Annotated in this window: 17 protein-coding genes; 9 read left to right on the top strand and 8 right to left on the bottom strand. The window is 37.4% G+C overall.

Annotated elements, in window-relative coordinates; all coding sequences use genetic code 11:
• Positions 1-47 precede the first annotated feature (47 nt).
• Positions 48-314, top strand: coding sequence for a hypothetical protein (locus IEX65_RS20340; RefSeq protein WP_188768808.1), 267 nt, complete (start codon positions 48-50; stop codon positions 312-314).
• A 92-nt stretch (positions 315-406) separates the two neighbouring features.
• Here the strand turns inward: IEX65_RS20340 and IEX65_RS20345 are convergent, their stop codons facing one another.
• From IEX65_RS20345 to IEX65_RS20365, 5 genes are all read right to left on the bottom strand, one after another.
• Positions 407-934 (bottom strand): toxin-antitoxin system YwqK family antitoxin, encoded by a 528-nt coding sequence (locus tag IEX65_RS20345; RefSeq protein WP_229250802.1) that lies wholly within the window; start codon positions 932-934, stop codon positions 407-409.
• A gap of 29 nt (positions 935-963) precedes the next feature.
• Positions 964-2,430 carry a multicopper oxidase family protein gene (locus tag IEX65_RS20350; RefSeq protein WP_188768811.1) on the bottom strand — a complete coding sequence of 489 codons (1,467 nt, stop codon included), beginning with the start codon at positions 2,428-2,430 and terminating at the stop codon, positions 964-966.
• Between the two features lie 70 nt (positions 2,431-2,500).
• Positions 2,501-3,385, bottom strand: coding sequence for a serine hydrolase (locus IEX65_RS20355; protein WP_188768813.1), 885 nt, complete (start codon positions 3,383-3,385; stop codon positions 2,501-2,503).
• Between the two features lie 30 nt (positions 3,386-3,415).
• Positions 3,416-5,134 carry a lamin tail domain-containing protein gene (locus IEX65_RS20360; protein WP_188768815.1) on the bottom strand — a complete coding sequence of 573 codons (1,719 nt, stop codon included), beginning with the start codon at positions 5,132-5,134 and terminating at the stop codon, positions 3,416-3,418.
• A gap of 3 nt (positions 5,135-5,137) precedes the next feature.
• Entirely contained in the window at positions 5,138-5,635 is a 498-nt protein-coding gene (locus IEX65_RS20365; protein ID WP_188768817.1) for a hypothetical protein, read from the bottom strand.
• A 189-nt stretch (positions 5,636-5,824) separates the two neighbouring features.
• Between IEX65_RS20365 and IEX65_RS20370 the strand changes: the two genes are divergently transcribed.
• The 4 genes from IEX65_RS20370 to IEX65_RS20385 all read left to right on the top strand — a co-directional run bounded on the left by IEX65_RS20370 (position 5,825) and on the right by IEX65_RS20385 (position 7,593).
• Entirely contained in the window at positions 5,825-6,466 is a 642-nt protein-coding gene (locus IEX65_RS20370) for an MgtC/SapB family protein (RefSeq protein ID WP_188768819.1), read from the top strand.
• Between the two features lie 59 nt (positions 6,467-6,525).
• Entirely contained in the window at positions 6,526-6,915 is a 390-nt protein-coding gene (locus tag IEX65_RS20375; protein ID WP_188768821.1) for a hypothetical protein, read from the top strand.
• On the top strand, positions 6,912-7,346 hold the full coding sequence (locus tag IEX65_RS20380; RefSeq protein WP_188768823.1) for a hypothetical protein: 435 nt from the start codon (positions 6,912-6,914) through the stop codon (positions 7,344-7,346). The genes IEX65_RS20375 and IEX65_RS20380 overlap by 4 nt, the downstream gene beginning before the upstream one ends.
• 64 nt (positions 7,347-7,410) lie before the next feature.
• Positions 7,411-7,593, top strand: coding sequence for a hypothetical protein (locus IEX65_RS20385; protein ID WP_188768825.1), 183 nt, complete (start codon positions 7,411-7,413; stop codon positions 7,591-7,593).
• 147 nt (positions 7,594-7,740) lie between these two features.
• Here the strand turns inward: IEX65_RS20385 and IEX65_RS20390 are convergent, their stop codons facing one another.
• The gene (locus tag IEX65_RS20390; RefSeq protein WP_188768827.1) at positions 7,741-7,941 is read right to left on the bottom strand and encodes a PspC domain-containing protein; all 201 of its coding nucleotides are present in this window, start codon (positions 7,939-7,941) and stop codon (positions 7,741-7,743) included.
• A 94-nt stretch (positions 7,942-8,035) separates the two neighbouring features.
• A complete protein-coding gene (locus tag IEX65_RS20395; RefSeq protein ID WP_188768829.1) occupies positions 8,036-8,362 on the bottom strand; it encodes a HesB/IscA family protein in 327 nt (108 codons plus the stop codon).
• An 88-nt stretch (positions 8,363-8,450) separates the two neighbouring features.
• On the opposite strand from IEX65_RS20395, the gene IEX65_RS20400 reads away from it, so the two are divergent.
• From IEX65_RS20400 to IEX65_RS20415, 4 genes are all read left to right on the top strand, one after another.
• Positions 8,451-9,068, top strand: a complete 618-nt coding sequence (locus tag IEX65_RS20400; protein ID WP_188768831.1) for a YiiX/YebB-like N1pC/P60 family cysteine hydrolase — start codon at positions 8,451-8,453, stop codon at positions 9,066-9,068.
• A 99-nt stretch (positions 9,069-9,167) separates the two neighbouring features.
• Positions 9,168-9,947 (top strand): MlaE family ABC transporter permease, encoded by a 780-nt coding sequence (locus tag IEX65_RS20405; RefSeq protein WP_188768833.1) that lies wholly within the window; start codon positions 9,168-9,170, stop codon positions 9,945-9,947.
• A 107-nt stretch (positions 9,948-10,054) separates the two neighbouring features.
• Positions 10,055-10,801, top strand: a complete 747-nt coding sequence (locus IEX65_RS20410; RefSeq protein WP_188768836.1) for an ABC transporter ATP-binding protein — start codon at positions 10,055-10,057, stop codon at positions 10,799-10,801.
• Between the two features lie 11 nt (positions 10,802-10,812).
• The gene (locus tag IEX65_RS20415; protein WP_188768838.1) at positions 10,813-11,832 is read left to right on the top strand and encodes an MlaD family protein; all 1,020 of its coding nucleotides are present in this window, start codon (positions 10,813-10,815) and stop codon (positions 11,830-11,832) included.
• Positions 11,833-11,954: 122 nt separating this feature from the next.
• Here the strand turns inward: IEX65_RS20415 and IEX65_RS20420 are convergent, their stop codons facing one another.
• Positions 11,955-12,338 carry a hypothetical protein gene (locus tag IEX65_RS20420; RefSeq protein WP_188768840.1) on the bottom strand — a complete coding sequence of 128 codons (384 nt, stop codon included), beginning with the start codon at positions 12,336-12,338 and terminating at the stop codon, positions 11,955-11,957.
• Positions 12,339-12,416: the final 78 nt, after the last annotated feature.

Consider the following 12,416-nt stretch of genomic DNA (forward strand, 5'->3'; position numbering starts at 1 on the left):
TCAAAGATAATAATTTTGCCATGAAATAAATTTTAACGACTAATTATATGAAAAGAATCACAGTATTAATTACAATGCACTTCGATAACTCGAAAGGGAATTTTGAAGAATTAAGAAAGCAAGAAATGGCTCATATTATGCAGTGGAAAGAAGCAGGTATTTTAGAGAATTTCTACATCAAATCTGAAAAAGATGGAGCTATGCTTATTTTTAAAGATACAGAAATGCCAGAAGTTGTTAAAAACATTGAACACTTACCTCTATTCCCTTTCATGGGAAAAGTGGAGTATTTGAACTTTGATAAAATGTTTTAATCTTGAATACAGCTTGAATGCAATAAAATATTTAATTCAAGATTCTTTTTAACGTTTTCAAGCTGTATCAATTGAATTTATTAAGTATTCTATCAATGCCCAACAGGAATGCAACTTTTAACCGAAACTACTCCGTAAATTCTTCTATTTTTGATAACGTAGTTTGAAATCAATTTACTGTTTTCATCCCAAACCCTTTGTGTACCTTCTTTTTCTCCCAACTGATAATTACTTTCTTCTCTGACTTTCCCATTCGGAAAATAAACCAATTGTTTTCCATCAAATTGGTCATATTTATAATGAAACAAATACCTTAACCTCCCATTTGGCCACCATTGCTTAAACACACCTTCTTTTTTGCCATTAATAAAAATACGTTCTAATAATTTTTCTCCTGTATTATACCAACCTTTTGCTAAACCTTGCTCTCGTCCTTCGGCAATAGGTAATTGATAAACCACCCTATTTTCTTCTTTTTCAATCATATAACCCGAAAAAGGCTGCCCTTTATAAAGCCAGCCTCTATCAGTTTGTTTTAGGTTAGTATCAACGTTTAAAACATTACTTTTTGCTTTTCTTTCATGACATGCCAATACAAGAAAAGCAAAAAATAAGCTCACTATGTGCTTAAAATTCAAAATAGTAATATTTATTGGGTTACTAAAAACTGCCCCATCAGTCCCGCATCTTCGTGGTTCGGGAAGTGGCAATGATACATAAATGGATTGGTGTTACTCGCAAAATCGTCGTATTTTGCTACTACGGAAACTGTTTCACCAGTTCGGATATAAAAAGTATCTTTCCAACCAGATTCGTAATTGGCAATAGCTCCTGAGCTTCGAGAAACAATCTTAAATTGAATATCATGGATATGAAATGAATGCCCAAAGATATTATTATTTACAATCGTCCATTTTTCAATGGCATTTAGTTTCACGGTTTGGTTAATGGTTGTGAAACCATAAGTATTATTATCAAACGTAAAAGCTGACCCCGCTTGTCCGCCAGTTATCTTGATTGTTCGGGTGCTGGTAGCGTCCGATTCTTTCCAATAAGTGTTTGTTGTCAACTTTGCAGGAACGGCTGTAATTGCATTTGATGTAGCAGCTTTTACATTGATATGTAGCACATTAAAATCTTTATTATTTAATAAACTACCAAATTGGCCAGTAGTTTGTGGCTCGCTACCACCAAAACCAAATTCTTGATTGGCATTATAGGCTTTCATATCTAAGCTTGCACCAACGGCATCTTTACTCAAATCAACCAAGATTTCGGCACGCTCGCCTACGGCTAATTTTACTCGTGTTACTTCAACTGGAGCATCGAGCAAGCCACCGTCATTGGTAATAACATAAAAACTACGGTTATCGCTAAAGCCAAGATTATATGCACGTTCGGTTTCGGCATTTAAAATTCTGAAACGAACAAATTGTTTGGGCAAACTAATTTGAGCATCATGGGTGCCATTGGCCATTGCATAATCGCCATAAGCGTGTTCGGTTGTAGTAAACGAATTATCAGAGTTATACCTTCTGCTGGTCAAGACCAACGGAATATCATCAGTCCCATAAGTTCGGGGTAACGCCAAAGCCGACTCAATCGGGTCTTTGATAATAATAAGCCCGCCTGCACCGTAGGTTAGTTGTTGAAATGTTTTTTCGTGTAAATGAGGGTGATACCAATAAGTACCTGCGTTATTTTTTATTTCGAAAGATGGCTTCCAAGTTGTGTTGGGTTCAATCATCTGATGAGGGCCACCATCCATAATGGCAGGAATATGAAAACCATGCCAATGGGTTGTGGTAGTTTCAGAAAGATTGTTGGTAACATTCATCTGAACAAAATCACCTTTGTTCATAATCAATGTTGGCCCCCAAAACTCAGCACCATTATAGCCATAAGTAGCGGTTTTAGCTCCTGTACGCAGTTGTTTGCTTGATTTTGCTAATGTTAAATCAAAAGTTTTGCCCGTAATGGTAGGCGGAATCCAGAGGTCGTTGTAGCTTGAACTCGTGGTCGTGGTACTTGGCGTAACTGTTATATCATCTGATTTACTGCAACCATAAGCAACGATGAAAATAAGTGTGGCTAAAAAAAGTGCTACTTTTGTCATAAAGTTTTCTTTAAATTTATTTATCCTTTTGGATGCTAAAAACTTTATAAACTTGCACAATCAGTAAAAATTATTTTACCAACTCATAAATCATCTCCGAAACTTCGGCTAAAACCTTCACGCCAGCATCGGCATTTTTAAGTTTTTTTGAGAGTAGCACCAGCACATATTTTCTTCCATCGGGCAAATAAACAATGCCAGAGTCGTGCTGAACACCCGTAATTGAGCCCGTTTTATGAGCAACTTTTACTGTTTTTGGAAGCTTTTCGGGAATGATTTCATTGAATTTTTGGTCGAATAAAATCTTACGCATTTCCTCGCACGATTTCTTATCAATCACTTTGTTTTGGGCGATTTTTTCAAAAATCAACATCAAATCATAGGCTGTGGTTGTATTACTCAACCCTTTATCAAATGCCTTTTGGTCTTCTACGCCTCGCAAAACTTGAATGTCTTTTGCACCCAATGCTCTCATGCTTTGGTTAGCATTTTTCGCATCGACTAAATCAATCAAAATGTTAGTAGCCAGATTACTACTTACAATAATCATCTGATAAGTCAGGTCATAAATGGTCATTTTTTTACCAATCATTTTATACATACCATCTCCGCTATCATCGGCAATATCCATGCTGTATGGGCTACCATCAACAATGCTCTTAAACTCATTTTTCACCAAAATCGAATCTGTCAACTTAAATTTTCCTGCTTTTGCTTGTTTGAAAACTTCAATCATTACAGGTGTTTTCATAGTGCTGGCAGCGTGGAAATTTTCTTTTTCGTTGATAAACAAAGTTTTGCCCGTCTGTAAATCTTTGAATGCTACGGCAAATTCACCCTCAACGCTTTTTAGTTTTGTTTCGATAGCTGATTTTAGGTTTTCGATAGTTGGTTTTTGAGCAGAAATTTCCAGTAGCATGACCGAAAAAATAAGGGTAAAAAATAGTTTTTGCATTTTATTCTATAATGAAGATTAGGTTTTCACTTAAAATCTACCACCCACAACAACTTTTCCTTTGTAGTGTTTTTTATCGCCGTTGGTGTTGAAAAGTTCGGCCAGTAAAATATAGTATCCAACAGGCACAACTTCATTATTAGTAGCTTTCCCGTCCCATTCAAAGCTTACATTATTGCCAAGTAATTGATTTTGAGCAAGTTGACGAACCAATCGGCCATTGGCATCAAAGATTTGAATATTGGCAATATACGCACTCTGGTCGAGTTGAAAAATGAACTTTGTGGCTTCGTCTTGGCCATCGCCATCGGGCGTAAAAACTTCAGGTTCGATTTTGAAAACACTTTCCTGACTATCAACCAAAAGCTGAGAATTGGCATAACCAGGCGTAGCAAAACCTTCGGTCGAAGCGGCTGACTGCCAATTAGTTGGGTCGGCAGAGGTTTTGTTATAATCTATTTTTTCGAGCGAAACTCCCTCTTTATCGTCAACCAAAGGATGGTGCATTCTTTCGGAATAATCGAATCGGTCGAAAACTTTTTGGGTTTCGTTCAGTAAAACAACCGAGCCTTCATCATCAGGAAATGATGGCATTGATGCAAGCTGTAAAAAATTAGCTTTTACGGCCTTGAAATATTGATTTTGTATAGCACTGGCAGTTCGACAAAGTACCAAAAATTGTTTCGGTTGCAAGACAAAATCGGTCGTAGAAATGGTGCGAATATTGGCAATTTTTTCAGTAGCATCAACATTGGCCAAAGCCCAGTTTTTGAGAGAAATTAGTTTATCAGTTCGGTTATAAATTTCCACAAAATCTTCTCCCCCACTTCGTGGATTAAACAATACTTCGTTTAACACCACATTCCCCGAGTCGGCAGGTTTTAGATTTCCTAAAAGAGCCTGTACCGAAAGCAATACATTGCCCGAACAATCGGCTATATTTTTGGCAGTGAGCGTGTAAAGCGTATTTTCTTGTAATGCCGAACCCAGTGTTAGATTTACATTCGTATTTTGCGGAGACTCTATAGATATAGTATTGATTTTCAATCCTTTATCTAAACTATACGCATTGATACTTACGGCCGAAAGGCTATCGAGCTTTTCGGAGAAAATCAACTTTACATTCGTTCCACCCGAAATCTCAAAGCGACTCAATGATGGTGGTGTAAGATCTGGTTTTGAGGCTTTTACGGCATTTTCTTTGGCGGGTGTGCCTTGCAATACTGCCGAAGACGAAGTCCAATTACCTTCTTCTACGCAGGGAAAATTGGTATCAATCATTTCGAGCGAATAACCTTGGTCTTTGCCTTTTTCGTACCATTTATCAGAATAGGTTACAGAGAAGATTGTCTTGTTTTGTGGATTCCGAATAGTGAGCGTTGTACCTGTATTGAGGAGCGAAAAACTCGTGAGAGCTACCACATTTCCATAAGGCTTAAAATCAGCTTCGTTGGTGCGGCTCGTGACAATCACGTAGCTTTTGGGCTGCAATAAAAAACTCGGAAAAATTACGGTGGTGGTATTGTAGGTAAGTTTGAAACGATTAAGGTCAATTACTTTATCGCTTCGATTATAGAGTTCGATATACTCTTTTTCGGGCAAACCCTTTGTAGGAGTTGGGTCGGCCATTATTTCGCTGATAATCAACTCATTGATATTTTGAGCCGATACCCTAAACGAAATAAAAAAAATGGTGCAAGCCAATGCTGCTGCTACTTGAAAAATATTTGACTTACACCATTTTCTCATAGGTTATTCTTTAGTTTCGACTGGTTCTTTCTTCACAACCTTTGCTGGAGCAACAGGTTTTGGTTTAGTAGGAGTCTTCGCTGGAGCTGCCTTTTTCGTAACTGTCGGCTTTGGTGCAACCGCTGGTTTTGGAGCTACGGGTTGAGCCACTACCGCTACTTCTTTCTCTGCTTTTTTAGCCTTCTTTTCAGCTTTTTTACTTGCCTTTTTGTCGGCTTTCTTTTCAGCTTTTTTTTCGAGTTTTTTGGCAGTTTTTTTAGCTTCTTTTTCAGCTTCTTTCTCGGCCTTTTTCAATGCTTTTTTTATTTCTTCCTCAGCTTTCTTTGCTGCTTTTTTCTCTTTCTTTTCAGCATCTTTCTTAATCTCAGCAACTTCTTTTGCTAATTTTTCGGCCGATTTTTCAATAGCTTTCCTAATTTTTTTGTTAGTAGATTCGCCACTAACTACTGCTGCTAAGGCAGTTGCAATTTCGGTAGCTTGTTGTTTGATTTCGGATTTCATTTTTTTGTATGTTTAATATTAACTTTTCGTTAAATTAATGTTATATAATTATAACGCAAAGACACTAAACATTGCACAAAAAAACAAAAAAATCGTGTTAAGTTTTTCAAAAGTTCGTAAAACTTAATATTACTGCAGAATGTTTGAGAATAATTATACATTTGAATTTACAAAAGAAAGTCTAAAAATATGAATTTTATCACTGAAGATATTATCAAATTACTTATTTCGGCAGGCACTGGGGCGATTATCGGGCTTGAGCGAGAATATCACAGCAAATCGGCTGGTTTACGTACCATGATTCTGATTTGCTTGGGTTCGACACTCTTCACAATTATTTCAATGAAACTCGGCTCTGACCCTGCCCGTATTGCGGCAAATATCGTAACTGGAATTGGCTTTGTGGGCGGAGGAATCATATTCAGAGATAACTCAAACGGACGTATTACTGGCATCACTACGGCAGCAGCAGCTTGGGTAACGGCGGCATTGGGTATGTGTGTAGGCTTTGGCGATGGTCTTTACGAAACAGGCTTTGTGGCCATGATTTTTGTGGTTTTTGCATTATACTCGCTCGTTCCGATTCAGCAGATTATTAAACGCAAAAACACTATTCGTACCTATAGAATTGTATGTAAATTCAGAAACAAATCTTTGAAACACTACGAAGAAAAATTCGAGCAATTTGGCCTCGATGCCGAACGTGGCACACAGAGCAAAACTCAAGAAGCAATCAGCGGTATTTGGATTGTAAAAGGCCCAGAAAAAAACCACGAAAAAGCAATCAAAAATCTAATGAATGACCCCGAAATTATAGAATTTGATTTCTGATTCCAACCATTTCAAAACTTTTGGAATCACTATAGCATAAACAGAGGATATTTAATACGATGAAAATGCTATTAATCATCATGCTATCAATCTTAGTGAATACTTGCACTAACGAAGCCGAAGATAATACTGCTCCGCTTATGGAAGCCAATGCCATTATTTTCAATAATAATTTGCCAGTTGATGGATGTGCCGAGCATATATCTTTAATAGATGCAAAGGGAGATAGAATAAAAGATGTCTTACCAACCGAAGCAAGTAGTGCCATGTTTAAAAGTTTGCTGAACGCTGAAATTGCTAAACTTCCAGAAAACACCTACACAGGAAACCTCAGTTTCCCAGTAATTTTGAAATACAAAACTACTCAAGAAAAAGGAGAATTGATATGTGGTTGGGGAAGTAAATCGACAGTTGAAAAAATTGAAATTGTAAACATTACAAAAAAATGAAAACAGCTTTTTTTATTATCTTTACGTTATTTCTGATGGCTTGCCAAGTTGGGAATGAGAGTATAATCGAACCATCATTGACTAAAATAAGTGGCCAATGGCAACTTACTAAAACGAGTATTGGTTATCCAGCACCCAATAGTCCAACCGAGATAAAAGCCACCAATACAGAAATTATCAGTTTTGATTCTAATAATAAAACGTTTACTCGAACCGTAAATGGGAAAGTTACGGAAACGACCGATTTTGATGTGCAAAAGGTAAGCTATAATGGTTCGGAGCCGAGAGAAGCAGTTGTATTTACTAAAACACAATATTATGCTTTCCTTACTTTTGATGATGCCAATTCGTCAATTATTCTCTACGAAAAAGCACCAATTGGAGCTATTTTAGCCGATGGCAATAGTTATCATTATCAGAAAGTGAAGTAAAATTTTATATTTTGCGGCTTATTTAATAAATTGCAGGCAGAATTAAAAAACTAATAAATATATCATGGCAAATCATTCAAGTTCTCAACCCCTTCCAGACTGGCTCATGTTGATTATCTTTTTAGTAATCATGGCAGTATTATTTTTCTTGGGCGATACTTTCACATTCATAATAGGTCTATTCGTTATGATTGGTATTTTTGCGGGTGGCTATAACAATAACCCTGCAAATCACGAACATCACTAAGATTAAATAATAGTCCACGGTCAATTGCAGGCGGAGTACCACTTAGTAGGCCTCAGTAATTACTCACTTGATGCCTTGGAGTAAAGCTATTAATTTCTTCAATAAGAACTGATATTCAAAAGCACATTCCGAAACGAGTGTGCTTTTTTATTGTACTTGGTCTTCTTTTGGCATGATAAACAGCATAATGAAATAAATCAGAATTGGTGTACCAAAACCAAAAATCGTCAGAATCGCCCACAGAATTCTGACCAAAGCCGCATCGACGTCTACGTATTTGGCTACGCCACCACAAACTCCGAAAAACATTTTTTCGTTACCTACGGTTCTACTAAGTTTTTTTGCCATTTTCAGATTGTTTATGTATCAAAAATAAAAACCATCTGCTTCGCAACAGATGGTTTTTGTATAAATATCGTTAAAAACTTTTCAAGCGGTCATTTTACACCGAGAAGCTTTCGCCACAACCACAAGTGCGGGTTGCATTTGGATTTTTGAACTGAAAACCTTTTCCGTTAAGACCATCTGAAAAATCAAGTTCTGTACCGATTAGATACAAAAGGCTCTTTTTATCAACAAAAACTTTGATACCGTTATCTTCAAAAACATGGTCGGTTGGGCGTTGTTCACCATCAAATTGCAAATCATACATCAAACCCGAACAACCTCCACCTTCAACAGCCACTCTGATACCGTGATTTTCGGTGATTCCTTCTTTGGCTTTTAGCTCTATGATTTTATTTTTTGCTATTTCTGTTACTGTTACCATAATTTTAATCTATGAATGAGTGATTTGGCTTGAAGACCACTATATTTGCTTTGCAATTAATAAACGAAAACCAAGCTTCAAAAGTTTCATGGCGATTTCATTACCTAACCGAAAAATCTTAGATGAGATGTTTCCGCAAAAAGGATTTCGTGAAAACCTAAAAAACTATGAAGTCAATCGGGATAGTTTTCAAACTGGCGATTTGATTTTCTTCTCGGGTAATCATTGGCTTTCAAACCTCATCAGGATTCGCTCAAAAGGTGCATGGAGCCACGTAGGGGTTGTCGTGAAAATCGAAGAAATTAACCGTTTGTTTTTGGTAGAAAGTATATTGGAGGTTGGCGTAAGAATGATTCCGCTCTCGTTTCTGGTAAAAAATTATGATGGCCACTACCATCATTACAATGGGCGAATCGCTTGGGCAAGATATGAGCATTTATCAACCGAACAAGCACTTGTTATCAAAGAATTTGCACTCGATAATCTTTCAAAGCAATACGATAAAAAAGAATATTATCGAATCTTATGGCGAACCATTGTTGGAAAAGAAAAGGTTTTTCATGATGATAAATACACTTGCTCTGAATACGTAAGAGAAGCCTTCAAACACGCAGGTATCTATTTGAAGTACGAAAGAGGTGATTTTATTTCGCCCTCAGCAATTTGGAGTAATCAAGAAATTATACTCAAAGACATGATTATTTAGGATTTTTTATCGCTTCTTTCTTGGTTTATGTATATTCTTCGAGGGCTGGCACGTTTTTTTAGTATTATTTTATAAAGTTTTACAGTCCACAACCCCATCATGAGTTCACGGCAAAATTTAATTTCTCCCAAAATCGACAACTGGCTGATTGGCTTCAAAGATGGAGCCGATTTCATTGCGATGTTTTTCAAAGAAGCCTTTAGTCGAGATTTTGAATTTAAAGAATTCATCAATCAGTGTTATCGCATCGGCAATAGTTCGTTAGTTCTTATTTCGCTGACGGGATTCGTCACAGGCTTCGTTTTCACCAAACAATCTCGCCCTTCGCTCGAAACTTTCGGGGCTACTTCATGGCTTCCTTCACTCGTTACGATTGCAGTCATTCGTGCTTTAGCTCCATTAGTTACATCATTGATTTGTGCAGGAAAAGTTGGGTCGAGTATCGGTGCAGAATTAGGCTCAATGAAAGTGACCGAGCAAATTGATGCCATGGAAGTTTCGGCCGTAAATCCAGTCAGATTTTTGGTCGTGACGAGAGTTTTAGCATCAACCGTTACGATTCCCCTACTCTCTTTCTATTGTGCCTTAATGGCATTGGCAGGTGTTTTTCTGAACGTTACGACCAACGAAGAAACTAATTTTTCGGCATTTGTTGAGCAAGCCTTCAATAATATCATTTTTCTCGACCTCTGGACGGCCATCATCAAAGCTGTTGCTTATGGCTTTACGATTGGTATAGTTGGGTGTTATAAAGGCTACAATGCCAGCAATGGCACTTTAGGTGTCGGAAAAGCCGCTAATGCTTCGGTCGTTATGTCGATGTTTTTGATTTTCATCGAAGAAGTTTTCATCGTTCAAGTAACCAATTGGTTTAGATAGTTAGGCGATGGCCCACAGTCGGCAGGCAATAGCAGAAAAAAAGCAATTTTGGTTTCGTAATGCTTAATAACCATTATACCAATAACCAATACACCAGTAAAACACTCATGAATAAAGTTATCGAAATAGAGCATTTATATAAATCATTTGGAGATAGAGATATTTTGGTCGATGCCAATATTGATGTTTATCAGGGCGAAAATTTGGTAGTTTTGGGGAGGTCTGGCACAGGAAAATCGGTTTTGATAAAAATCATTGCGGGTTTGCTCATGGCCGATAAAGGAAACGTAAAAGTTCTGAACCAAAGTCTGATAAATATTAGCAAAAAAGAACTCAATGCTCTCCGATTAAAAATTGGTTTTTCGTTTCAGAATAGTGCTTTGTATGATAGCATGACCGTACAAGAAAACTTAGAGTTTCCGTTGGTCAGAAATATCAAAAACATGAGCCGAAAAGAGATTGACAAAGCTGTGCATGATGTACTCGAATCGGTGGGTTTGCTGCAAGCTATTCACCAAATGCCGTCGGAGCTTTCGGGTGGTCAGAAAAAACGCATCGGTATTGCTCGCACGCTAATTATGAACCCAGAAATTATGCTTTATGATGAGCCAACGGCTGGCCTCGACCCTATTACTTGTATCGAAATCAACGAGCTAATCAATGAAGTAAAAGAAAAATATCATACGAGTTCAATCATCATTACTCACGACCTCACCTGTGCCAAAGAAGTTGGCGACCGAGTAGCGGTTTTGTTTGATGGCAGTTTCAAATTTCAAGGTACTTTCGAGGAGGTTTTTAAAGATAAAGACCCTCGAATCAAGAGTTTTTATGATTATAATTTTATCGAAAATTAAAAAGAAAATATATGTCTAACCCACAATCTTCACAAAGAATTTCAGCAAAAGTAGGACTTTTTATATTGATTGGCATCCTTATTTTGGCGGCGGGAATCCTAACTCTCGGCACCATGCGGAAAAGTTTTATTTCCAGAATTGATGCTTCTGCCACCTTTCAGAGCGTAAACGGACTCACAAAAGGCAATAATGTGTGGTTTGCGGGTGTGAAGGTCGGAACTGTCCGACAAATCACTTTCACACCTGATTCGAAAGTGCAAGTTGAGTTTAGTATTGAGGCCGAATCTCAGAAGTTTATCAAGCAAGATGCCATGGTAAGAGTAAGCTCCGACGGGCTCATCGGAAACCCAATTATCTTGATTTCGGGCGGCTCTCCGACAGCACCAATGATTGAAACTGGCCATAAGTTTAGAATAGAAAAAGAAGAATCGACGCAAGAAATGATGAAGACCTTGCAGGCAAATAATAAAAATATTCTGTCGATTACCGAAGATTTGAAAAGTTTAGTAGCTGATATTCGTGCTGGGCAGGGTTCGATTGGTAAATTGATGAAAGACGAAACCATGTACGCCAATCTGACAAAATCTTTAGCAACGGTTGAAGCTGCCACTCGTGATTTGAAACAAGGAGCATCGGGTTTGGCTACACTCACCAATAAATTGAATGCCGAGGGAAATTTTGTTAATTCGATTGCAACCGATAAGGAGATTTACCCATCCATAAAAAATACAATATCGACCCTACAAACTACTGCCGACAATCTCAAACAAACATCGTTGGCAGCTAAACAGATGGCCGATAATTTGGAACAAACATCAAAGACTATCAATAAAATGACGAGCAACACGACATCGCCCGTTGGAGTTTTATTGCACGATGAAAAAACTGCCAAAGACATCAAAGAAACTATCAGTAATTTAGAAAGCAGCAGTGCCAAGCTCGACCAAAACATGGAGGCGTTGAAGCACAATATCTTTTTCAGAAGATATTTCAAGAAACAAGCAAAAGAGCAGGAAACGAAGAAGGAGTAATAAGCTAAAGACCTCATCCCAAACCCTTCTACTCGAAAGAGAAGGACTTTAAAATTAGTGGCAATTTGCGTTCTTATAAACAAAAAGCCCCACCGAAAGGTAGGGCTTTTGTGCTTGGGTTGTTATAGATTTTCTGCTACAAACTGTGTAAAATCCTCTTTGAGCGATGCAAAAATTGGTTCAAAAACCTGCACTTTATCTCGCAACTCGACATCATCTTCCAACTTTCGGTGGGTATATGCCACAGGATTTTCTTTAATGTTAGCTATTATTTGGTCTTCTGCTATGTTTATGGAGTGTTTGAGGTGGTCTATTTCATTTTTTTGAATCACAAAGCGATTCTGAAATTGTTCAACTTTAATTTTGATGTCAGTATCAGTATTTTTGGCACTTACCTCCGACAAACGATTGGTCATAATCTTCAATTCATCTTCATAAAATGTCAATTTTTTGTCCCATTCTTGGTGGTCTTGATGTAAGTCGGTGATATACTTTTGATTATCCATAGTTGAATTATTGTATTTTTGTTTCCTCAAAAGTCAGCGTTTTCCTTGACTTCAACTATGATAATTATCAGCCCTCAT

The organism is Emticicia aquatilis (genome assembly GCF_014644295.1).
Lineage (GTDB): Bacteria > Bacteroidota > Bacteroidia > Cytophagales > Spirosomataceae > Emticicia > Emticicia aquatilis.

Coding starts and splice junctions, on each gene's coding strand:
- IEX65_RS20390 (WP_188768827.1), bottom strand. CDS start 7,941: ATGGCAAAAAAACTTAGTAGAACCGTAGGTAACGAAAAAATGTTTTTC.
- IEX65_RS20360 (WP_188768815.1), bottom strand. CDS start 5,134: ATGAGAAAATGGTGTAAGTCAAATATTTTTCAAGTAGCAGCAGCATTG.
- IEX65_RS20365 (WP_188768817.1), bottom strand. CDS start 5,635: ATGAAATCCGAAATCAAACAACAAGCTACCGAAATTGCAACTGCCTTA.
- IEX65_RS20415 (WP_188768838.1), top strand. CDS start 10,813: ATGTCTAACCCACAATCTTCACAAAGAATTTCAGCAAAAGTAGGACTT.
- IEX65_RS20375 (WP_188768821.1), top strand. CDS start 6,526: ATGAAAATGCTATTAATCATCATGCTATCAATCTTAGTGAATACTTGC.
- IEX65_RS20355 (WP_188768813.1), bottom strand. CDS start 3,385: ATGCAAAAACTATTTTTTACCCTTATTTTTTCGGTCATGCTACTGGAA.
- IEX65_RS20350 (WP_188768811.1), bottom strand. CDS start 2,430: ATGACAAAAGTAGCACTTTTTTTAGCCACACTTATTTTCATCGTTGCT.
- IEX65_RS20410 (WP_188768836.1), top strand. CDS start 10,055: ATGAATAAAGTTATCGAAATAGAGCATTTATATAAATCATTTGGAGAT.
- IEX65_RS20405 (WP_188768833.1), top strand. CDS start 9,168: ATGAGTTCACGGCAAAATTTAATTTCTCCCAAAATCGACAACTGGCTG.
- IEX65_RS20420 (WP_188768840.1), bottom strand. CDS start 12,338: ATGGATAATCAAAAGTATATCACCGACTTACATCAAGACCACCAAGAA.
- IEX65_RS20385 (WP_188768825.1), top strand. CDS start 7,411: ATGGCAAATCATTCAAGTTCTCAACCCCTTCCAGACTGGCTCATGTTG.
- IEX65_RS20395 (WP_188768829.1), bottom strand. CDS start 8,362: ATGGTAACAGTAACAGAAATAGCAAAAAATAAAATCATAGAGCTAAAA.
- IEX65_RS20380 (WP_188768823.1), top strand. CDS start 6,912: ATGAAAACAGCTTTTTTTATTATCTTTACGTTATTTCTGATGGCTTGC.
- IEX65_RS20340 (WP_188768808.1), top strand. CDS start 48: ATGAAAAGAATCACAGTATTAATTACAATGCACTTCGATAACTCGAAA.
- IEX65_RS20400 (WP_188768831.1), top strand. CDS start 8,451: ATGGCGATTTCATTACCTAACCGAAAAATCTTAGATGAGATGTTTCCG.
- IEX65_RS20370 (WP_188768819.1), top strand. CDS start 5,825: ATGAATTTTATCACTGAAGATATTATCAAATTACTTATTTCGGCAGGC.